Origin of the sequence: Sphingosinicella microcystinivorans, from assembly GCF_027941835.1 — a bacterium.
Classification (GTDB): Bacteria; Pseudomonadota; Alphaproteobacteria; order Sphingomonadales; family Sphingomonadaceae; genus Sphingosinicella.
In genome coordinates this window covers 1,623,388-1,643,813 of sequence record NZ_CP116005.1, presented here as the reverse complement: position 1 = coordinate 1,643,813, position 20,426 = coordinate 1,623,388, and the positions used below count along the sequence as shown (strand labels likewise).

At 69.3% G+C, this 20,426-nt stretch carries 18 protein-coding genes; 4 read left to right on the top strand and 14 right to left on the bottom strand.

Annotated elements, in window-relative coordinates:
• Nucleotides 1-57 precede the first annotated feature (57 nt).
• The 6 genes from leuC to PE061_RS08010 all read right to left on the bottom strand — a co-directional run bounded on the left by leuC (nucleotide 58) and on the right by PE061_RS08010 (nucleotide 6,066).
• Complete coding sequence (gene leuC, locus PE061_RS08035) at nucleotides 58-1,461, bottom strand: 3-isopropylmalate dehydratase large subunit (protein ID WP_271258570.1); 1,404 nt, start codon at nucleotides 1,459-1,461, stop codon at nucleotides 58-60.
• Nucleotides 1,461-2,642 (bottom strand): CaiB/BaiF CoA transferase family protein, encoded by a 1,182-nt coding sequence (locus PE061_RS08030; RefSeq protein ID WP_271258569.1) that lies wholly within the window; start codon nucleotides 2,640-2,642, stop codon nucleotides 1,461-1,463. The genes leuC and PE061_RS08030 overlap by 1 nt, the downstream gene beginning before the upstream one ends.
• A 61-nt stretch (nucleotides 2,643-2,703) precedes the next feature.
• Nucleotides 2,704-3,282, bottom strand: a complete 579-nt coding sequence (locus PE061_RS08025) for an NADPH-dependent FMN reductase (RefSeq protein ID WP_271258568.1) — start codon at nucleotides 3,280-3,282, stop codon at nucleotides 2,704-2,706.
• Between the two features lie 65 nt (nucleotides 3,283-3,347).
• The gene (locus PE061_RS08020) at nucleotides 3,348-3,851 is read right to left on the bottom strand and encodes a MarR family winged helix-turn-helix transcriptional regulator (protein WP_271258567.1); all 504 of its coding nucleotides are present in this window, start codon (nucleotides 3,849-3,851) and stop codon (nucleotides 3,348-3,350) included.
• 62 nt (nucleotides 3,852-3,913) lie between these two features.
• Complete coding sequence (locus PE061_RS08015; RefSeq protein WP_271258566.1) at nucleotides 3,914-4,906, bottom strand: ABC transporter substrate-binding protein; 993 nt, start codon at nucleotides 4,904-4,906, stop codon at nucleotides 3,914-3,916.
• Nucleotides 4,903-6,066, bottom strand: a complete 1,164-nt coding sequence (locus tag PE061_RS08010) for a Gfo/Idh/MocA family oxidoreductase (RefSeq protein WP_271258565.1) — start codon at nucleotides 6,064-6,066, stop codon at nucleotides 4,903-4,905. Before PE061_RS08010 ends, PE061_RS08015 begins: the two co-directional genes overlap by 4 nt.
• A gap of 95 nt (nucleotides 6,067-6,161) precedes the next feature.
• Here PE061_RS08010 and PE061_RS08005 point away from each other — a divergent pair, with 95 nt between their 5' ends.
• Nucleotides 6,162-7,442 (top strand): Rieske 2Fe-2S domain-containing protein, encoded by a 1,281-nt coding sequence (locus PE061_RS08005; RefSeq protein ID WP_271258564.1) that lies wholly within the window; start codon nucleotides 6,162-6,164, stop codon nucleotides 7,440-7,442.
• Between the two features lie 106 nt (nucleotides 7,443-7,548).
• Here PE061_RS08005 and PE061_RS08000 read toward each other — a convergent pair whose 3' ends face one another.
• From PE061_RS08000 to PE061_RS07990, 3 genes are read right to left on the bottom strand one after another with little or no spacing between them, the layout of a single operon-like run.
• On the bottom strand, nucleotides 7,549-8,277 hold the full coding sequence (locus tag PE061_RS08000; protein ID WP_271258563.1) for a glutathione S-transferase N-terminal domain-containing protein: 729 nt from the start codon (nucleotides 8,275-8,277) through the stop codon (nucleotides 7,549-7,551).
• Complete coding sequence (locus tag PE061_RS07995) at nucleotides 8,274-9,353, bottom strand: aromatic ring-hydroxylating dioxygenase subunit alpha (RefSeq protein ID WP_271258562.1); 1,080 nt, start codon at nucleotides 9,351-9,353, stop codon at nucleotides 8,274-8,276. The genes PE061_RS08000 and PE061_RS07995 overlap by 4 nt, the downstream gene beginning before the upstream one ends.
• Before the next feature lie 10 nt (nucleotides 9,354-9,363).
• Complete coding sequence (locus PE061_RS07990) at nucleotides 9,364-11,583, bottom strand: TonB-dependent receptor (protein WP_271258561.1); 2,220 nt, start codon at nucleotides 11,581-11,583, stop codon at nucleotides 9,364-9,366.
• A 134-nt stretch (nucleotides 11,584-11,717) separates the two neighbouring features.
• On the opposite strand from PE061_RS07990, the gene PE061_RS07985 reads away from it, so the two are divergent.
• On the top strand, nucleotides 11,718-12,221 hold the full coding sequence (locus tag PE061_RS07985; RefSeq protein WP_271258560.1) for a DUF3237 domain-containing protein: 504 nt from the start codon (nucleotides 11,718-11,720) through the stop codon (nucleotides 12,219-12,221).
• Between the two features lie 25 nt (nucleotides 12,222-12,246).
• Here the strand turns inward: PE061_RS07985 and PE061_RS07980 are convergent, their stop codons facing one another.
• Nucleotides 12,247-12,795, bottom strand: coding sequence for a glutathione peroxidase (locus PE061_RS07980; RefSeq protein ID WP_271258559.1), 549 nt, complete (start codon nucleotides 12,793-12,795; stop codon nucleotides 12,247-12,249).
• A gap of 19 nt (nucleotides 12,796-12,814) precedes the next feature.
• Complete coding sequence (locus tag PE061_RS07975; protein WP_271258558.1) at nucleotides 12,815-13,570, bottom strand: queuosine precursor transporter; 756 nt, start codon at nucleotides 13,568-13,570, stop codon at nucleotides 12,815-12,817.
• A 31-nt stretch (nucleotides 13,571-13,601) separates the two neighbouring features.
• Here PE061_RS07975 and PE061_RS07970 point away from each other — a divergent pair, with 31 nt between their 5' ends.
• Entirely contained in the window at nucleotides 13,602-14,882 is a 1,281-nt protein-coding gene (locus tag PE061_RS07970) for a Y-family DNA polymerase (protein WP_271258557.1), read from the top strand.
• 40 nt (nucleotides 14,883-14,922) lie between these two features.
• The gene (gene purL / locus PE061_RS07965; protein ID WP_271258556.1) at nucleotides 14,923-17,091 is read left to right on the top strand and encodes a phosphoribosylformylglycinamidine synthase subunit PurL; all 2,169 of its coding nucleotides are present in this window, start codon (nucleotides 14,923-14,925) and stop codon (nucleotides 17,089-17,091) included.
• Nucleotides 17,092-17,158: 67 nt separating this feature from the next.
• Here the strand turns inward: purL and PE061_RS07960 are convergent, their stop codons facing one another.
• From PE061_RS07960 to PE061_RS07950, 3 genes are all read right to left on the bottom strand, one after another.
• Complete coding sequence (locus PE061_RS07960; protein WP_271258555.1) at nucleotides 17,159-17,830, bottom strand: hypothetical protein; 672 nt, start codon at nucleotides 17,828-17,830, stop codon at nucleotides 17,159-17,161.
• Nucleotides 17,831-17,875: 45 nt separating this feature from the next.
• A complete protein-coding gene (locus PE061_RS07955; RefSeq protein WP_336297022.1) occupies nucleotides 17,876-18,319 on the bottom strand; it encodes an Hpt domain-containing protein in 444 nt (147 codons plus the stop codon).
• A gap of 95 nt (nucleotides 18,320-18,414) precedes the next feature.
• Nucleotides 18,415-20,343, bottom strand: a complete 1,929-nt coding sequence (locus PE061_RS07950; RefSeq protein WP_271258554.1) for an alkyl/aryl-sulfatase — start codon at nucleotides 20,341-20,343, stop codon at nucleotides 18,415-18,417.
• Nucleotides 20,344-20,426 lie beyond the last annotated feature (83 nt).

Here is a 20,426-nt window from a genome sequence, read left to right as displayed (position 1 = left end):
TAATGGCTACTGCGGCAGACATTTCAAAAATGCCGGCCCGTCACCTCAAGTCGTCGACTAGAGATCGCGCAGATCGACGATCCACCCTGTGACCGCCGCCGCCGCCGCCATTGCGGGGCTCATCAGGTGCGTGCGGCCGTTCCGGCCCTGCCGGTGCTCGAAGTTGCGGTTGGAGGTGGAGGCGCAGCGCTCGCCGGGGTCGAGGCGGTCGGGGTTCATGCCGACGCAGAGCGAGCAGCCGGGCTCGCGCCAGTCGAAACCGGCCGCGACGAGAATGCGGTCGAGGCCTTCCGCCTCCGCCTGCCGCCGGACGAGGCCCGAGCCGGGCACGACCATTGCGCGCACGCTCTTCGCAACGCGCTTGCCTTCCGCGACGGCGGCGGCTGCGCGGATGTCCTCGACGCGGCTGTTGGTGCACGAGCCGATGAAGACGCGGTCGATGGGGAGCCCCGCGAGCGGCGCGCCCGGCCGCAGGTCCATGTAGGCGAGCGCACGCTCCGCGACGGCTCGCTGCGCGGGGTCGGCGATCGTTGCCGGGTCCGGGACGCGCCCGTCGATGCCGACGGTCTGCGCCGGGGTGATGCCCCAGCTCACCATCGGCGGGATCGCCGCGCCGCCCAACCGGACCTCGCGGTCGAACGCCGCGTCCGCATCGCTCGCGAGCGCGGCCCAGCGGTCTACGGCGCGGCCCCAGTCGGCGCCGCGCGGCGCGGCGGGGCGGCCTTCGAGGTAGGCGAAGGTCACGGCGTCGGGGCCGACCAGCCCGGCGCGCGCGCCCATCTCGATGCTGAGGTTGCAGAGCGTCATGCGCCCTTCCATCGAGAGCGCGCGCACCGCGCTTCCGGCGAACTCCACGACATGGCCCGAGGCGCCGTCGACGCCGATGCGCGCGAGGACGGCGAGCGCCATGTCCTTCGCGGTGACGCCCGGCGCGAGCGCGCCCTCCACGCTGATCCGCATCGTGCCTGCCTTCTGGGCGCGGATCGTCTGCGTCGCCAGCACGTGCTCGATCTCCGAGGTGCCGATGCCGAAGGCGAGCGCGCCGAACGCGCCGTGCGTGGAGGTGTGGCTGTCGCCGCAGACGATGGTCATGCCGGGATGCGTGCGGCCCTGCTCGGGCGCGACGACATGGACGATGCCGTTGCGCGGATCGCCCATGTCGAAGCGCTCGATGCCGAACGCGTCGCTGTTCGCGGTCAGCATCTCGATCTGCGCGCGCGCCTCGGGGTCGCGGACGGCGGCGGCGCCCGCCCGCTGGTTCTCGGTCGGCACGCCGTGATCGAACAGCGCCAGCGCCCGCTCCGGGCGGCGCACGCGGAGGCCGCGCGCGGCGAGCCCGGCGAACGCCTGCGGCGAGGTGACCTCGTGCAGCAGGTGGAGGTCGACGTAGAGCAGCGCCTCGCCTTCATCCTCGGCGACGAGATGCGCGTCCCAGATCTTCTCGTAGAGCGTGCGCGCCATCAGGCGACGCCGCGCCGCTTCATGTCGGCGATTTCCCCGGCGCTGTAGCCGATCGAGGCGAGGATCGAATCGCTGTCCTCGCCCACCGCCGCGGGCGCCGCCTTCGCAATGCCGCCCGGCGTGCGCGACAGGCGCGGGAAGACGTTCTGCATCCGCACGGCCCCGTGCCGCGCCGTCTCGACCGCGACGACGGATTCGCGCGCGGCGAAGTGCGGATCGTCCAGCATGTCGCGCGCGGTGTACATGCGCCCGGCGGGGATGGCGTGTTCCTCCATCAGCGCCTCGACCTCCGCGAGCGCGCGCGTCCGCGTCCAGTCCGCGATCAGGGCGTCGAGCTCCTCCTGCCGCGCGCCGCGCGCCGCGTGGGTCGCGTAGCGCGGGTCGCCCGCGAGCTCCTCCCGCCCCATCGCGCGGGCGAGGCGGCGGAAGATCGCATCCTGGTTCGCCGCGATCAGCAGCTCGCCGTCGCTGCACGGATAGACGTTGGAGGGTGCGATGCCGGTGAGCACCGAGCCGGAGCGCTGCCGGACGTGACCGGTCACGTCGTATTCGGGGACGAGGCTTTCCATCACCTGAAGCACGGATTCGTAGAGGCTGGCGTCGACGACCTGGCCCTTGCCGCTCCGGTGCCGCTCCTCGAGCGCGGCGAGCGCGCCGAGACAGCCGTAGGTGCCGGCGAGGCTGTCGCCGATCGAGACGCCGAGGCGCGAGGGCGGCCGGTCGGGCGTACCGACGATGCCGCGCCAGCCGCCCATCGCCTCGCCGATGCCGCCGAACCCGGCGCGCCCCGCGTAAGGCCCGGACTGGCCGTAGCCGCTGATCCTGACGACGATCAGCCGGGGATTTTCGCGGCAGAGGTCTTCGGGATCGAGGTTCCAGCGTTCGAGCGTGCCGGCGCGGAAGTTCTCGATGAGGATGTCGGCCTTCGCGGCGAGGCGGCGCACGATCTCCTGCCCTTCGGCCTCGCGCAGGTTCGCCGCGACCGAGCGCTTGTTGCGGGCGATCACCTCCCACCACACGGGCGGATCGCCGCGGCCCCACTGGCGCATCGGGTCGCCCGTCTGCGGCGGCTCGACCTTGATGACGGTGGCGCCCATGTCGCCGAGCAGCTGGCCGCAGAAGGGCCCGGCGATCAGCTGCCCCAGCTCGACGACGATCAACCCTTCAAGCGGCCCCGGCACGCGCACCTCTCCCGATATTTGATTAGTATTCTAACTATTCCGGCAGGAAAAGGAAGGCCTGTCAGCCGCGCAGCGCCTCGGCGGTGCGGACGAGCCGCTGCGCCATCTGGTCGAGGAGCGTGGCGGGAAGCGGCTCGACGAGCCTCCCGTCCGCATCGAAGGCGCGGTCGGCGAAGGGCACCGCGACCTGCTCGGGCAGCAGCAGGAGCTGCACCGTGCCGAGCGTCTGGCGAAGCTGGATGAGCGCGCGCAGGCCGCCGAACGGGCCGATCGAGGCGGACATGATGGCGGCGACCTTGCCGCGATAGGCCGAAAGCGCAACCGCGGTCTCGCCGTCCGTGGGGCGCGACGCCCAGTCGATGGCGTTCTTGAGCAGGCTGGAGATCGACCCGTTGTGCTCGGGCGTCGCGACGAGCAGGCCGTGCTGCGCGCGCAGCACGTCCTTGAGCGCGAGCGCAGCCGCCGGAAACGCCTCCGCCTCCGTGTCCTGGCAATAGATCGGCAGGTCGTAGTCGCGAAGGTCGATCTCGGTCACGTCCGCGCCGTGCGCGCGCAGGCGCTCGGCGCCGAGCGCCGCCAGCCTGCCGTTGAACGACCCCTTGCGGATGCTGCCCGCCAGCACTGCGATCTTCGCGCCCATGCGTCCTCCTTCGTATTGATTAGGTATCTAATCTTTTCACGGAAGGCGGGGCAACCCCGTTCCCGTCAGACCCTGAGGTCGCTGAGGACCGGCGTGTCCTTCGATTCCTCGGCGAGGTTGGCGATCACGCGGCGCAGCAGCGATTGCAGCGTCTCCACCTCCGCATCGGAGAGACCCTTCGTCGCGAGGTCGTGCACCTCCGCGTTCATGGGCGCAAGGATGTCCTCGAGCGCCTTCGCGTGATCGGTGAGGTGGATGTAGATCTTGCGGCGATCGAGCGTGCTCTTTTCCCGCCGCACGAGGCCCGCCGCCTCCAGCCCTTTCAGCGCGACGACGGTTGTCGGCTCGCGCATCCCGACGCGCGCGGAGAGCTCGCGCTGCGTGATGCCGTCCTCCCGCCAGAGCTGGCGCAGGAACCGCCACTGCCCCGCCGAGACGTTGTACTCCAGCGTCCGCCGCTCGAGCGCGCGCGAAAACGAGCGGAACGTAACGCGCGACAGGTAGCCGAGGCTGTTTTCGGGAATCCGGTAGTATCCAGCGGGCTGACGTGCAGCCTTGCGTTTCGACAACGTGCGTATCTCCCTGCGTGGTGCGCCGTTCGTCGGTAGCAAACTTGCGACCGGCCGTCCCGTCAGATTTTGAACCCCTCGAAACATTCGGGCGCGAACAATTCCTCCACCGCCAACCGGCGCGCGGACAGGCCCTGCGCGTGGTGATAGCGCAGGAACGTGTCGAGCACGGCCCGGTTCGCCGAAACGCCGTAGGGCCACCAGTCGCCGCCCATCAGCGCCGCCGTCTCCTCCACCGCGGCAATCTGCCACGGCAGCATCGTGCGCAGCGACGCGGTGACGCGCAGCTCGTCCTGCACGAGCGCCCTCGCCGCCTCGAACGCCTTGCAGAGCGCGCGCGCCGCCCAGCGGTTCGCCGCGTAGACGTCGCGGCGGATCACGACGACGTGCATGATCGGGAAGATGCCGGTGCGGCGGAAATAGTCCTGCTCCACCGCCTTGAAATCCGGGAACAGGCGGCGGACGGCATCGGGCCGCGTGTAGAAGGTGGACGGGATGCGCGCGGTGTGCAGCGCGTCGATGCGGCCGTCCGCGAGCATCGCCGAGAGCGTGTCCTCCGGGCCGATCGGCTCGACGCGGAAACGCCCGGGCAGGGCGAGCTTCAATTTCTCCTCGCGGCCCGGCTGCTCCTCACCGCCGGTCACGTAGGTCACGTCCGCCGGATCGACGCCGTATTCGTCGGCGAGGATGCCGCGGATCCAGACCGGCGCGGTCATCTGGTATTCCGGCACGCCGATGCGCTTGCCCCGCAAATCCTCCGGCCGCGTGATGCCGCTCGCCGCCGACACGAAGATGCAGCCGTGCCGGAACAGCCGCGAGGGGAATACCGGCAGCGCGATGAACGGCGGATCGGGCCGCGTCAGCGTCATGCAATAGGAGGACAGCGACATCTCGGCGGCATCGAATTCCCGGTGCCGCAGCATCCGGAAGAACGTCTCCTCCACCTCCAGCATCTGCACGTTGAGGTCGATGCCGTCGGGCCGCACGCGCCCGTCGACGAGCGCCTGCGTGCGGTCGTAGTTCCAGCAGGCCAGCGTCAGCGGCAGGCGGCTCATGGCGTTTTCCTTTCGGCCTCGATCAGTTCGGCGGGCGAGACGTCGCGGCCCTCGGCGGACGACCTCAGCAGCGCGTGCAGGACGGCGAGCGTCTCCAGCCCCCACGCGCCGTCGAACAGCGGCGCTTCCCCCGCCAGCACCGCGCGCGCGAAGGCATCGGCGACGCCGTGGCGGCGGGCCGGCGGCAGCGGCGCCGGGCGCAGGTCGGGTCCGGCATCGCCGTGCACGACGACGCCTTCGGGCGTGAGTTCGAGGTCGGCGTTCGCGCAGCAGGCGATCACCGAACCGAGCCGCTCGTGGTACGGTGCCCGGACGGCTTCGGCACGTGCGGCGAAGCCGCGCGCCGCCTTGGCCGCGCCCTCGTTTCCGGTGGCGAGCGCGGCGCGGGTGCGGGCGTGCGCGCCGGGCGTTTTCGCAGTGCCGAGTTCGCCCGCCCAGCCCGCGAGCGCGTCGCTGTCGTAGCGCGCGTAGCCCGAATAGACGAGGCTCGCCGCCGCGCCGCTTTCGAACGTGAGCAGCGCCGTGAAGGCGCCATCGGAGGGCCGCGCCGCGTCCCAGTCGCCGACCCATCCGCGCACGCTTTTGACCGGGCTCGCCGCAAGCCTGCGGACGACGTCGACCTGGTGGCTGCCCTGGCTCAGCACCACGCCGCCGCCCTCGGCGCGCAGCAACTCCGCCGGGCGGCGGGGGCGATAGAGGAAATCCGTGTAGGCGAAGGCGTGGATCATCCGCACCGCGCCCGCCGTGCCGTCCGCGATCAGGTCCGCGGCGAGCGCGACCGGCGCGTCGTAGCCGTGGCTCGGCCCGACCATCAGCACCGTGCCCGCCGCGCGCGCCGCCTCCACCATGCGCGCGGCATCGCCGAGCGTCACCGCCATCGGCTTTTCGACCAGCACGTGCTTTCCGGCGCGCGCCGCCGCGACCGTGTGCGCGGCATGAAATTCGTGCGGGGAGGCGATGTAGACGGCGTCGATCTCCGGGTCGCCGAGCAGCGTTTCGAGGTCCGCGTGGCTCCGCGCGCCCGTCTGCGCCGCGAAGCCCGCGCGCGCCTCGGCATTCGGGTCGCAGCCGGCGATAATTTCGATGCGCGGGTGCGCGGCAAAGGCCGGCACGGTCAGCACCGCGCCGCGCCCCAACCCGACGATTCCCAGCCGCAGCACCCGCAAGCGCGCCTCCCTCCCCGAACACCGATCTTGTAATCCGGAATACTTAGTTATAAAAGTATTTTCGGCAACGATAAGAATGAAGGGGAACGATGACACCGGAACAGAACGACCTCATGTGCCGCGTGGAAGGCAGCGCGCCGATGGGGCGCGTGATGCGGCAGGTGTGGATTCCGGCCTGCATGAGCGAGGAGATCGCCGAGCCTGACGGAACCCCTGTGCGCGTGCGGCTGCTCGGCGAGAACATGGTCGCCTTCCGCGACACGAACGGCCGCGTCGGCGTGCTCGACGAGCTGTGCCCGCACCGCCGCGCCTCGCTGTTCTTCGGCCGCAACGAGGCGTGCGGGCTGCGCTGCCTCTATCACGGCTGGAAATTCGACGTGGACGGCAACGCCGTCGACATGGCCTCCGAGCCCGCGGGCGCGAAGCTGCGCGACTCGATGCGGACGCGCGCCTACCCGGTGCGGGAGGCGGCGGGTTTCGTCTGGGTGTGGATGGGCGATCCCGCCGCGCCCGCGCCGTTCACGCCGCCCGTATGGTCGGCGGCGCCCGCTGACAGGATCGCCATCGTGAAGATGCACGCCGCCTGCAACTGGGCGCAGGTGCTGGAAGGCGCGATCGACTCGGCGCACAGTTCCAGCCTGCATTCCACCAACATGCCGACCGCGCCGGAGGTGTCGGGCTCGACAGCAACCGAGAGCCAGTGGCTGCGCCCCTCCGCCGACAAGTCGCCGCGCTTGCAGGTGGAGCGCACACCCTACGGCTTCCGCTACGCCGCGATCCGCACGCCGATCCACGACCCCGCCGCGCAGGACTATATCCGCACGACACTCTACATCGCGCCGTTCACGGTGATGATCCCGCCAACGGACCGCTACAAGCTGATCCAGATGCTGGTGCCGATCGACGACGTGAACTGCATGTTCTACTGGATCGCCTGGCACGAGACGAAGGGGCTCTCCACCGAGGCGTGGCGCCGGTTCTGCGGCGCGGTGCCGGGCGAGGACATCGACCCGGTGACGTTCCGCAAGGTGCGCCACGCGGGCAACAATTACATGCAGGACCGCGCCGCGATGAAGGCGGGCGACTTCACCGGCATTTCCGGCATCCCCACGCAGGACATGGCGATGTGGGAATCCATGGGGCCGATCGCCGACCGCAGCGAGGACCGGCTCGGCTCCAGCGACAAGGCGATCTTCGAATTCCGCAAGCTCGCGCTCCAGATGGCGCGCGCGGCGGCGGACGGGCGCGTGCCGGAATTGCCGGGCTTCACCGCCGCCGATGCGCCGAGCTTCGAGCAGCTCGTGCCGAGGACGACCGACTGGCGCGACGTCGGCAAGCCCGCCGCGCGCGCGGAGCCCGTTCCCGCCTGAGGTCGTTCCGGTTTTGAATGGATCGCCCTTCTTCTCTCCTCCCCTGAAGAGGAGGGGCTTCAGGGCTTCAATCTAAACGGAATGATGCCAGAGACTGCTTCGCGGTTCAGCCGGCCGGAGCGATCGGCGTTCCCGAACTCCTGAGCATGTTCTCGCCGAACAGGTTGGACCATTGCTCCGGCGTCAGCACCGGGCGCGTGCTGATGAAGTTCGCTGCGTTCTTCACCGCCGTGCCGCGTTCCACGGCGGGCCGCGCGGCGATGCGTTCGAACCATCCGGGGATGGCCTCGAACTCGGCGATGTCGATACCGATGACCGCGGCGGCGCGCACCCACGGCCAGCAGGCGATGTCGGCGACCGAGTAGTCGCCCGCGAGATAGTCCGTCTCCTGAAGCCGCCGGTCGAGCACGGCGAGCAGCCGCAGCGCCTCGTTCCGGTAGCGGTTCACCGGATAGTCCTGCCCCTCCGGCGCGTAGCGGATGAAATGGTGCGCCTGTCCGTGCATCGGGCCGAGGCCCGCCATCTGCCAGACCAGCCATTGCTGGGCGAGCGAACGGCCGCGCGGATCTTCCGGCAGGAAGCGGCCGGTCTTCTCGGCGAGATAGAGCAGGATCGCGCCGGATTCGAACACGGGGAGCGGCGCGCCGCCGTCCGCGGGCTCGTGATCGACGATCGCGGGCAGGCGGCCGTTCGGATTGATGCGTCGGAATTCCGGTTTCAGATGCTCGCCCGCGGCCATGTCGTAGCGGACCAGCCGGTAGGGGAGTTCCAGCTCTTCCAGCAGTATCGAGACCTTGTAGCCGTTCGGCGTCGGCGTGTAGTGGACGTCGATCATGGCTTTGCCTGCTGTTCAAGGGCGTCCTGCTCGGCGGCGGCCCGCGCGGCGAGCCAGCGCAGGAACAGGATGCCGCCGCGGTCGGTGTCGATGATCTTCTCGCGAAACTCCGGACGGTGATCGCGCGCGACGAGCGCCTCGATCTCCTCCAGCACCTCGCGGTCCTCGTTGAACGCCTTGTTGCCGAGCGCGAGCGCTTCCGCGTCCATCGCCGCATCGTCGATCGCGGTGTCGCGCGCGATGCCCCAGAAATAATGCGTCGAGGTCCGCGTCTCGGGCGTCGGGAAATGCACGACGTAGCGGTTGAACACCTGCGGCGGGTCCGACGAATCCGTGTAGATCGCCTTGCCGAGATGGATCGCCGGGGTCGGCACGACCTGCTCGCTCAGCCGGTCGACGGGATGCGTCATCGGCGCGGCGGCGGCGAAGGCCGGGCTGATCGCGATGTCGCGGTGGAGGACGGAGGAATGGACGAGGCCGTCCCGCATCCCGACGCGCGGCTTCGCCCCGGCGTGCTCGGCACGCCCGAGCGCGGCGCCGTGCACGAACGGGAAGTGGCTGAGATCGAGCAGGTTCTCATGGAGGCCGAGATAGCTCGCCTTCATGTGGAAATAGCCCGCGACCTTGCCCCAATCGGGCTCGGTGAACCACGGCTGCGGCACCAGCTTCGCCGCGTCCGCCGCATCGGGATCGCCGGTCCAGATCCACACGAACGGCCCCTGCTCGATGAGCGGATAGGCCTGCACGCGCATCGCCGCCGGGATATTGTCCTGCGCCGGGATGCGAACGCAGCGGCCGTCGGCGCCGAATTCCATGCCGTGATAGCCGCAGACGATCGCATCGCCGTTCAGGCAGCCCTTCGAAAGCGGGTAGGAGCGGTGCGCGCAGCGGTTCTGGAGCGCGGCGGCGCTGCCGTCCTCGCGCCGGTAGAAGACGATGTCCTGCTCCAGGATGGTGCGGCGGAGCGGCGTGCGCGTGACCTCGCGGCCGAGCGCCGCGACGTACCATTCATTCCGGACGAGCGGCGTGTCGCGGTCCGCGACATCGCCGCCCTTGCCCGAGCGATCGCCGCTCACGGCGGCCACCCTAGAAGCGGACCCCCGCTTCCACCGATATGCTGCGCGCCGGCTCGACATAGAGGATCGCGCGCGGCGCCGCGGTGATCGGCGCGGGCAGGTTGAACGAGCTGCCGGTGGTGAGCTTGTTCGTCAGGTTCTTGCCGATGAGCGCGACGTGCCAGCGGTCGTCCTGCGGCGCGACCTGGATGCGCGCGTCCACCTTCGCATAGCCCTTCTGCACGCCGAAGGTCGGGCTCTGGTTGTCCGAGTTGAAGTATTTCGAACGTCCGCCGACGATGCCGGTCACGTCCATCTTGAGGTCGCTCGGCAGGTCGAAGCGCGCGTGCGCCTGAATGTTGCCGGAGAACTTCGAATAGAGCGCCGGGGCGTAACCCGCGAGGTTGTTGTTCGCGATGCTTACCGGGTCCGTGGGGTTGCACTCGGTCGTCGGCTGCGTCGCAAGGCAGGCGGCGCCGGGATAATCGTCGTATTCGAGATCCTGATAGGCGCCCGACGCCGTGATGTCGAAATTCGGGATCGGGTTCACCGTCAGCGACGCCTCGACGCCGCGCGACGTCGCGCTTGCCGCATTGCTGGTCAGGTATGACGACGTGCTGGGATTGTAGACCGAGACCTGAAGGTTCTTGAACTTGGTGTCGTAGACGGCGGCGTTGAACACCACGGCGCCGTTCGCGAACGCCGACTTGAGGCCGAGCTCGTAGTTGCGCGAGCGTTCGGGCGCGAACTGGAAGGTCGAATCGATGGTCCCGTAGGTGTTGCTGACGAAGCCGCCCGACTTCGAGCCCTTGCCGAACGTCGCATAGACCATCACGCGGTCCGTGATGTCGTACTGCACCGTGACGGACGGGTCGGTCAGACCTTCGCTCAGGTCTCCCGCCGCGCTCGTCAGCGGACGCAGCGCGAACGGGCCGTAGATGAGCTGGCCGCCGAACGTCGCGTCCTTCTTGGTCCGCGTGTAGCGCAGGCTGCCGATGACGCGCAGCGCATCCGTGGCGTTCAGCGTCGCCTGCCCAAACACGGACGCCGTCTTCGAATCCTGGTCGAAGTTGGTCCGCAGCAGGCCGAAGTAGCTGAGCGCGGCGATGTCGAAGCCGCCGTACTGCACCAGCTTGTAGTTCGCGCGGTCGAAATAGGCGCCGACGATGAATTCCAGCGTCTGGCCCGTCGGCGACAGCAGGCGGATTTCCTGCGAGACCTGATTAAAGTCCTCGAGGAACTTGTTGTACACCGAATTGGCGGTCACGCCGCCGCCCGGGATCGACTGGTCGAAGTTGTTGACGATGTCGCCGCGGAACCACGAATAGCCGGTGATCGAGGTCAGCGTATAGTCGCCGAGCGACAGGTTCGCGGTCAGCGAGCCCATCACGGATTTCGTCGAGGTGCCCTCCTCGCCCAGCGGGTTCTGCTCGATGTAGCGCGTGCGGCGCGGCTGCTGGCCCGTGTTCAGCGGGCTCGACACGGTGATGCCGCCCTCCATGTCGCGGTTCGCGTATTCGAGCTTGCCGGTGATGTCGAGATTCTCGGAGGCGTCCCACTTCGCGGTCAGGCGGAACACCTGCTGCTTGGTCTTCGGCTCCTTGTCGCCGTTGGCGAGATTCCGGATGTAGCCGTCCTGATTGATGACCTTGCCGGCGAGGCGGACGCCGAAATTGTCCGCAAGCGGCCCGGAGACGAAGCCGGAGACGTCGAAGCCCTTCTGGTCGAAATTGTAGAGCGCGTTCGCCTCGCCCTCGAACTCGCGCGTCGGCCCGGCGGACACGATGCTGACGGCGCCCGCCGCCGTGTTCTTGCCGAACAACGCGCCCTGCGGACCGCGCAGCACCTCGACGCGTTCGAGGTCGAAGAACGGCGCCTGCGCCTGCCGGTTACGCCCGGCGTAGACGCCGTCCACGTAGAGGCTGACGGACTGGTCGAACGAGAAGTTCGCGGGCGGCGAACCGAAGCCGCGGATGTAGATCGTGTCGTTGCCCGCCGTCGACTGCACGAAGACGTTGGGAACGTAATTCATCACCTGCTTGAAATCGTTCGCGCGGAAATCATCGAGCTTCTGGCCCGAGACGACCTCCAGCGAGATCGGCACGTCCTGCAGGTTCTGCTCGCGCTTCAGCGCGGTGACGATGATGACGTCCGTATCGGTCGCGGCGTCCTGCGCGACGGCCGGAAAAGCAAGTGCGCCGGCAAGCGCCGTGACGGCGGCGCCCGACATCAGAGTACGAATAGCGTTCAAGATGAACCTCCCCTCGATCGTCTTTGTTCTGGCGGAAAGGGGCGACGACCTTCAGCTTGCCCTGTTCCCGCATCTCTATTAACGCTTAGTGTACTAATTATTTTTCACATGTCCATACGGGAAGGAAAGCGGCGATGAAATTTTCCGAGGGCGACGGCGGCCTCGTCGGCGGCAGGCTGTGCACCGTGGAATTCGAAGTGGGCGGCGGCATCCTCGATTTCGGCGTCTCGCCGTTCGGCGCGCAGCGCGTCGGCTACATCTCGGGCGGACATTTCGAGGGGCCGGAACTGTCAGGCGTGGTGCTTCCCGGCGGCGGCAACTGGTCCCGCGCCGGCAAGCTCGCGAGCGGCGCCGGCGCGGGCACGTTCGACGCGCGCGCCGTGTGGCGCACGAACGACGACGCGCTCATCTACGTGACCTACACGGGCCGCAGCGTCGTCGATGATGCGGCGCGCGCGGCCTTCGCGGCGGCCGACAATGCGGGCGTCGACGCCGATCCCTCGCTCTACTACATCCGCGTGGCGATGGTCTTCGAAACCGCTGCCCCCGCCTACGACCGGCTGAACGGCATCCTCGCCGTGGGGCGCGGCACGCGCACGAGCTTCGGCGTGCGCCACGAGGTGTTCGAGATCGGCTGAGCGGCCGGAACGCGAAAAACGCCGCTCAGGCCGCGAGCGCCGCGTCGATCGCCTCCACCAGCGCCGGGTCGTCCGGCGCGACATCCGGCGCGAAGCGGCCGATCACCTGCCCGTCGCGGCCGATCAGGAACTTCTCGAAGTTCCACATCACGCCCGTGGGGTCGGCGGGCGCGAGGCCGTGCGTCTCCAGCTTCGCGCGGAGATCGCCGCCCGGCTTCTGCGTCGCCTGCGGCCGGGCCTCGACGAGCGCGTCGTAGAGCGGATGCCGGTCGGCGCCCGTCACGGCGATCTTGGAGAACATCGGGAAATCCACGCCGAAGGTGGAACGGCAGAAATCGGCGATCTCGCTGTCCGTGCCGGGCTCCTGACCCGCGAAATCGTTGGCCGGAAAGCCGAGCACGACGAGCCCCGCGTCCTTCCTGTCCGCATAGAGCGCCTCGAGCCCGTCGTACTGCGGCGTCAGCCCGCATTTCGAGGCGACGTTCACGACGAGCAGCACCTTGCCCGCATAATCGCCGAGCGTCGCTGCGCTTCCGTCGATCGTCTTCAGGGGGATTTCGGAAATCGTGGTCATGACGGGCTCCTTTCAGGATTCAGACTGTGGTCTTGAACGGCGTGAAGTCGGTCTCGCGGTCGTAAACGTCCAGCCCCTCGCGCCGTTTCAGGAAGCCGACGACGGCGTAGGTCGCGGGCGTCAGGATCGCCTCCCAGCCCACCTTCAGCACCCACTGGGTGACGAGCACCTTCATCACGAGGTCGTTCGTCCAGCCCGCCGCGCCGAGAAAGGCGAGCGGATAGAAGATCAGGCTGTCGACGCCCTGCCCCGCGACGGTGCTGCCGATGGTGCGCATCCAGAGATGCTTGCCGCCCGTCCACACCTTCATCTTCGCGAGCACGTAGGAGTTGGTGAACTCGCCCGCCCAGAAGGCGAGGATGCTGGCGAAGACGATGCGCGGCACCTGCCCGAACACCGCCTCGTAGCTCGCCTGCCCCGTCCAGTCCGCGGCAGGCGGCAGTTTCACCACCACCCACGCCATGAACGCCATGAAGACGAGCGCGGCGAAGCCCGCCCAGATGCAGCGCCGCGCCCGCGCGTAGCCGTAGACCTCGGTGAGCACGTCGCCGATGACGTAGCCGATGGGGAAGAACAATATGCCCGCGCCGAACGGCCAGTCGCCGATACCGGGGAGGTCCACCACCGCCACCTTGCCTGCGCCGAGCACGTTCGAGAGCAGCAGGATGGTGACGAACGCCGCCATCACGAAATCGAAGTAGCGCAGCGGCCGGCCGTGCAGCGCCTCCGCCTCCACGGCCCCAGGGACATGCGCTCGTGCACGTGCATCGTTCACAATTTGTTCTCCACGCGCTATGCTCCCGCCCATGCGCTCCGATCTGCCGCTTCGCTGGCTGTTCCTCGATCTGAACAGCTATTTCGCCAGTGTCGAGCAGCAGTTGCAGCCGCACCTGCGCGGAAAGCCCGTCGTCGTGTCGCCGGTGGACACGGACACGACGAGCGCCATCGCCGCGAGCTACGAGGCGAAGGCCTACGGCATCCGCACCGGCACGCCGATCTGGGAAGCGAAGCGGCTCTGCCGCGATCTCATCATCACCCCTGCCCGCCACGGCGCCTATGTCGACTACCACAACCGCATCAGGGCCGAGGTGGAGCGGCACGTGCCCGTGACGAAGGTCTGCTCGATCGACGAGGTCGCCTGCCGCCTGATGGACAACGAGAACGACCCGGCGTTCGTGCGCGATCTCGCGCGGCGCATCAAGGCGGGGATCGCGGCGAACGTCGGCGAGTATCTCAAATGCTCGATCGGCGTCGCGCCGACGCGCCTCGTCGCCAAGATCGCCTGCGACATGCGGAAGCCCGACGGCCTCACCGTCGTCGAGGCGCATGAACTGCCGGAACGGCTTTATGCGCTGGGCCTTACCGACATTCCCGGCATCGGGCGCAAGATGGAGCGCCGCCTCGCCGCGAAGGGCGTGCTTTCGATCCGCGACCTCATCGCGCGCGGCCCCAGGCGCGCGGGCGAGGCGTGGGGCGCGGTGAACGGCGACCGGCTGTGGTGGTCGCTCTCAGGCCACGAGGTGCCGGAGATCACGACGCAGCACCGCTCGATCGGTCATAGCCAGGTGCTGTCGCCTTCGAAGCGCGACCCCGCCGCCGCGCTCGCCACCGCGCGGCGCCTGTGCCTGAAGGCCGCGAGCCGCCTGCGCCGCGAGGGCTATGCGGCGCGCAGCCTCGTGCTCCACGCCCGGCTGGAGGAGGGCGGCAAGTTCGCCGCGCACCAGCACCTGCCGCTGACGCAGGACAGCTTCAGCTTCCTCGCGCAGCTGAACGCGCTCTGGCCCCGCCTCGCGGACGCGGCGCGCCGGCAGCCCGGCGGCGCGCGCATCCGCATGGTGGGCGTCACGCTCGCCGAGATCGTCCCCGCCGGTCACGAACAGGGCGCGCTGTTCGACCGCGATGACATCGACCACGCGCTCTCCCGCGAGGCGCGCGGCCTGCGCCTCAGCCGGGCGATGGACACGGCGAACGCGAAGTTCGGCAGGAACGCCGTGACGCTCGGGCCGCTGATGGGCGGACGCACCGACCATGTCGGCGCGAAGATCGCCTTCAACCGCATCCCGGACATGGCGGAGTTCCACGAATAGGCGCTGGAACCGTGCGCGCCGCCCCGCTATGAGCGCGGCCATGACCAGCAAGCCCGACACCATCACGCCCGAGATCGTCGCCGAGCACGGCCTGACGCCGGACGAGTATGAAACCATCCTTGCCGCGATGGGCCGCGCGCCCAACCTGACGGAGCTGGGCATCTTCTCGGTGATGTGGTCGGAGCACTGCTCCTACAAGTCGAGCCGCATCCACCTGAAGACGCTGCCCACCGAGGCGCCGTGGGTGATCTGCGGCCCCGGCGAGAACGCCGGCATCATCGACATCGGCGACGGCGACGCCGCCATCTTCAAGATGGAGAGCCACAACCACCCCTCGTTCATCGAGCCCTATCAGGGCGCGGCGACCGGCGTCGGCGGCATATTGCGCGACGTGTTCACGATGGGCGCGCGGCCCGTCGCCAACATGAACGCGCTGCGCTTCGGCGCGCCGGACCATGCCAAGACGCGCCACCTCGTCGCGGGCGTCGTCCACGGCATCGGCGGCTACGGCAACTGCGTCGGCGTGCCCACGGTGGGCGGCGAGGTGAATTTCCACCCGGCGTACAACGGCAACATCCTCGTGAACGCCATGACCGTGGGCGTCGCGAAGACCGACAAGATCTTCTATTCGGCCGCGGCGGGCATCGGCAATCCGGTCGTCTACGTCGGCTCCAAGACGGGCCGCGACGGCATCCACGGCGCCACGATGGCGTCCGCCGAGTTCACGGACGATTCGGAGGAGAAGCGGCCCACGGTTCAGGTCGGCGACCCTTTCACCGAGAAATTGCTGATCGAAGCCTGCCTCGAGCTCATGGCCTCGGACGCCATCGTCGCGATTCAGGACATGGGCGCGGCGGGCCTCACCTCCTCGTCGGTCGAGATGGCATCCAAGGGCGGCGTCGGGCTGGAACTCGACCTCGACGCCGTGCCCTGCCGCGAAACCGGCATGGTGCCCTACGAGATGATGCTCTCCGAAAGCCAGGAGCGCATGCTGATGATCCTGAAGCCGGGCCGCGAGGCGATGGCGGAGGCGATCTTCCGCAAGTGGGAGCTGGACTTCGCCGTAATCGGCACGGTGACGGACACCGGCCGCCTCGTGCTCAAATTCAAGGGCGAGACCGCCGCCGACATTCCGCTCGCGCCGCTCGCCGACAAGGCGCCGCTCTACGACCGTCCGCACGTGGAGACGCCGAAGCGTGTGCCGCTGACGGGCGTGCCCGAAAGCACGGACCTCGCCGCCGATCTCCTCAAGCTCATCGGCTCGCCCGACATCGCCAGCCGCCGCTGGGTGTGGGAGCAGTACGACCACATGGTCGGCGCCGACACCGTGCAGCGCCCCGGCGGCGACGCCGCGGTGGTGCGCGTGCACGGTACCCGCAAGGGCCTCGCCATCACCACGGACTGCACCCCGCGCTACTGCTTCGCGGACCCGTTCGAGGGCGGCAAGCAGGCGGTGGCCGAGGCGTACCGCAACCTCTCGGCGGTCGGCGCGACGCCGCTCGCCATCACCAACTGCCTCAACTTCGGCAACCCCCAAAGGCCCGAGATCATGGGCCAGTTCGTCGGCTGCGTCTCGGGCATGGGCGCGGCGTCGAAGGCGCTCGACTTCCCGGTCGTCTCCGGCAACGTCAGCCTCTACAACGAGACGAACGGCGTCGGCATCCTGCCGACCCCCGCCATCGGCGGCGTCGGGCTGCTCGGGGACTACGAGAAGAGCGCGACCATCGCGTTCAAGGGCGCGGGACAGCCGATCTGGCTCGTCGGCAATCAGGCAGGCCACCTCGGCCAGTCAATCTGGCTGCGCGAAGTGCACGCCCGCGAGGACGGCCCGCCGCCGGCGGTCGATCTCGCCGCCGAACGCACGGCGGGCGAATACATCCGCACGCTGATCGCGGACGGCAAGGTGAGCGCCGTGCATGACATTTCCGATGGCGGCCTCCTCGTCACGGTCGCCGAAATGGCGCTCGCGGGCGGCACGGGCGCGAAACTGGACGCGCTCACGACGGCGCAGGCCTTCGGCGAGGATCAGGGGCTCTATGTCGTCACTGCGCCCGAAGGCGCGCTGGATGGTGCACCCGTGGCGGCGCGGCGCATCGGCACCACGGGCGGCGACGCCGTGACCGTGGGCGGCGGCGCCTCCGTCAGCCTCGCCGCGCTCCGCAACGCCTACGAGGGCTTCTTCCCGGCGCTGATGGGCCGCGAGGGCTGAGCCCCCTCGCACGACGTCGTTTCGCCGGTGCGGACAGGGGTTCGCAAGTCTTCAGGATCGCGCGCGTCTAGCCGCCGCTCATGCACGTCCGCCGCACCTTCTCGTGCTGGGTGCGGGCAGTGTTCACGCGGCGGGAGAGTTCGGTGCGCAGCGCGTCGGCGCGGCCGGGGGGCTGGCACTGGCGGGCATAGTTGACCGCAGCGTCCATGAATGCGGGCAGCACGGCGTTCAGCGTTTCGAAGTTCGCCAGCATCTCCGTGCAGGCGGTCTCCTTGTCCGGATACGCCTTGCGGGTGTCGAAGTCCGCGACCGCCGCCGCGCGCTGCTGCGCCGCCACCGCCGCTTCGCGCAAGCCCTTGCACGCCGTCGTCTCGCCGCGGCCTTCGGGGGGCTTGCCGATCACGCTCGCGTCGCTGGTGCCGAATTCGCGCGCCGCGACGCCGCGCAGGTCCTTCACGATGCTGCACTGCCCGAGCACGGCCGCGCCCGCCGGGGCGCCGAGGTCGATCTTCGCCTCGCCGTCGGTCACGACGGTGGAGCGCGCCGCGCCGTCCAGCGTCCAGTCCACCACCGTGCACTGGTCGGTCGCGGTGCGGATGGTGACGGTGTTTCCCTCCGCCAGCACCTCGGCGCGGCAGCCGCGCACGCGGATGTTCGTGTCGCACGCCGGTTCGTCCGCCAGCGCAGTCGCCGACGCGAGCAGCAACGCGGCGAACGCCATGCCAGCCTGTTTTCCCATGCCGCGCACGCTAGCACGCATCAGGCGATGCGTCCTCCGGGCTTTTCAGATGCGCCCGAAGCTCTGGTTCCCGGCTGCGTTCCGGACCTCGCCGCGGCGCTGCACGAGCGGGTTGGTCTCGCGCTCCAGCACCTCCATGGTGCGGCGGAACAGCGGCTTCAGCCGCGCGACGAGGACGAGCAGCTCGTCGGGCGCCTCCTGATGCTCGACGCAGCGGCGCGCGCCCATCTCGATGCGCTCGGTGAGGTCGCCGAGCGTCATCGCGCCGAACTGGCGGGCTTCGGACTTCATCGTGTGCGCGGGCATCACCATGCGCGCGGCGTTGCCCTCGCGCTGCGCGGTCTCGATCTCGGCCACGGCCTTGGCGCCGTCCTCGCCGAAATAGGTGATGATCTTGATGAACCCCGCGCCCATGGTGGCGCGCGTCTTCTCGAAGACCTCGATGTCGACGACCGGCAGACCGGGGTCGGTGATGTCCAGCTTCTCCACGCGCGCGATCCTTACCTTATTCTGCGCAGGCGATCTTCCGCCACGCGGGTAAAGTTTTGGTTTCCGCCGATGCTTGCCGGGTGGTTACGCCCGTCTCAGGGAAGCGCGAGGCCGAAGCCCGGCGGCGGCGGCTCGAAAAGGCCGGTGAAGCGCTGCAATTGCGCTGCGTCGCCGTCGATGCGGAGGAGGCCCTTCTCCACGGCGTCCGCCGCCTTCACCTGCCCGCCGACGAGGCCGAGGAACACGCGGCGCGGGCTGGTGAGCGTCACCGCCGGGGCGGCGCCTTCCGTCCACGCCTGATGCACGAGCACGCGGTTCCGCACGCTGACGAGGCGGCGCTCGCCGCTGTCGGAGAGCGCGATGCCGATGGAAAGGTCCGCTCCGGCCGCCTTTTCGGGCGAGAGGCGCACCGCCATGAGGTCGAGCAGGTCGGCGAGCGGCGTCGACATGGCGATTTCGGCCGTGTTCGCCCCGCCGCCGCTCGTGGGGTGCCCGCGCAGCTCGCGCGCGCCGGACAGGTAGATGTTGCGCCACGGCGCGGTTTCGGCGGCCCATGCCATCTGCTCGAAGCTGGCGGCGAGCATCTCGCGCGCGCGGCCGTTCTCCGGCTCCGCCATCACGAGGTGGGAAAGAAGCTCGGCCGCCCAGCGCTCGTCCCCCACCTTGCGCGCCTTCGCGGCCTCGGCGAGCACCTTCCGCGCGCCGCCCATCGCGGCGACGAGGCGCTTGCCGCGTTCGACATCCGGCAGCGGATCGAGGTGCGCGGGGTTGCCGTCGTAGTGCCCCATGTAACGCTGGTAGACGGCGCGGGCGTTGAACTTCAGCGAGCCGTAGTTGGGCCGGTTGAACCACGCGCCCGCAAGCTCGGGCGGAAGCGCGATCGCCTCCGCGATCGCGTTGCCGTTCAGCCCGGCGTTCATCATCCGGACGCTCTGGTCGTGCAGGTATTTGTAGGCGTCGCGGTGCAGCGCCATGTAGCGCCGCAGCGTCTCGCCGCCCCAGCGCGGCCAGAAGTGCGAGGTGAACACCACGTCGCTCCTGCCCCCGAAGCGGGCGAGCGCCTCCGTCAGGTAGTCCGCCCAGACCTTGGCGTCGCGCACCAGCGCGCCGCGCGGGGTGAGCACGTTGTGCATCGCGCCGTTCGCATTCTCGGCAAGGCAGAGCGCGCGGAAATCCGGCAGGTAGAAGTTCATCTCGGCGGGGGCCTCGGTGCCGGGCGTCAGCTGGAACTCGAAGGCGATCCCGTCGATCTGAATGGCCTCGCCGCCCGCCCTGATCACGTCCGTGGGCGCGATCAGGCTGTAGGTTCCGCCCGCCACCACCGGCCCGATCCCGGCCGAGACGATTCCCTCCGGGCCGCGCTCCAGCATGTTCCCGAACATGAACACGGCGCGGCGGCTCATCGCCGGGCCGGCGATCACGTTCTCCGAGGTCGCGTGCGCCATGAAGCCGTCGGGCGCGTAGATGCGCACCTTGCCCGCCTTCACGTCCGCCTCCTCGACGATGCCGCGCACACCGCCGAAGTGGTCGATGTGGCTGTGCGTGTAGATCACCGCCGCCACCGGCAGGTCGCCGATGTGCCGCCGGGCGAGCGCCATCGCGGCGCGCGCGGTCTCCACCGTGGTCAGCGGATCGACGACGACGAGGCCGGTCTTGCCCCGGATCAGCGTCATGTTCGAAAGATCGTAGCCACGCACCTGCCAGATGCCGGGCACCACCGCGAACAGCCCGGCCCCGCTCACAAGCTGCGCGTTCCGCCATAGGCCCGGGTTCACCGTATCGGGCGCCGGGCCCGCGATCTTCGCGTCGTCGGCGAACGACCGGATCACGCGGCCGTCCGGCCCGGTCACGTCCGCGTCCGGCCGCGCCACGAGGCCGCGCCGCGCGAAGTCGAAATCCTCGGTGTCTCCGAACGGCAATGCCGCCGCCGCCGCGCCGTTCGCGGCCTTCGTCGCTGCGCTCGGCGCTTCCGCCGCTGCGGGATGCGCCGCCGCGAGCATCGCCACGATCCACGCACGCATCATCTCATTCCTCCCCGTTTCGCATCATGCTGCACGAATCGGGGATGGGCGCAAATGGCGAAGATGACAGGCCCGAAAGGCCCGGC

Bases quoted from the DNA above. Each gene is read 5' to 3' on its own strand.
- leuC (WP_271258570.1), bottom strand. From the start codon at position 1,461: ATGGCGCGCACGCTCTACGAGAAGATCTGGGACGCGCATCTCGTCGCC.
- PE061_RS08025 (WP_271258568.1), bottom strand. From the start codon at position 3,282: ATGGGCGCGAAGATCGCAGTGCTGGCGGGCAGCATCCGCAAGGGGTCG.
- PE061_RS08015 (WP_271258566.1), bottom strand. From the start codon at position 4,906: ATGAGCCGCCTGCCGCTGACGCTGGCCTGCTGGAACTACGACCGCACG.
- PE061_RS08005 (WP_271258564.1), top strand. From the start codon at position 6,162: ATGACACCGGAACAGAACGACCTCATGTGCCGCGTGGAAGGCAGCGCG.
- PE061_RS08000 (WP_271258563.1), bottom strand. From the start codon at position 8,277: ATGATCGACGTCCACTACACGCCGACGCCGAACGGCTACAAGGTCTCG.
- PE061_RS07985 (WP_271258560.1), top strand. From the start codon at position 11,718: ATGAAATTTTCCGAGGGCGACGGCGGCCTCGTCGGCGGCAGGCTGTGC.
- PE061_RS07980 (WP_271258559.1), bottom strand. From the start codon at position 12,795: ATGACCACGATTTCCGAAATCCCCCTGAAGACGATCGACGGAAGCGCA.
- PE061_RS07970 (WP_271258557.1), top strand. From the start codon at position 13,602: ATGCGCTCCGATCTGCCGCTTCGCTGGCTGTTCCTCGATCTGAACAGC.
- purL (WP_271258556.1), top strand. From the start codon at position 14,923: ATGACCAGCAAGCCCGACACCATCACGCCCGAGATCGTCGCCGAGCAC.
- PE061_RS07960 (WP_271258555.1), bottom strand. From the start codon at position 17,830: ATGGGAAAACAGGCTGGCATGGCGTTCGCCGCGTTGCTGCTCGCGTCG.
- PE061_RS07950 (WP_271258554.1), bottom strand. From the start codon at position 20,343: ATGATGCGTGCGTGGATCGTGGCGATGCTCGCGGCGGCGCATCCCGCA.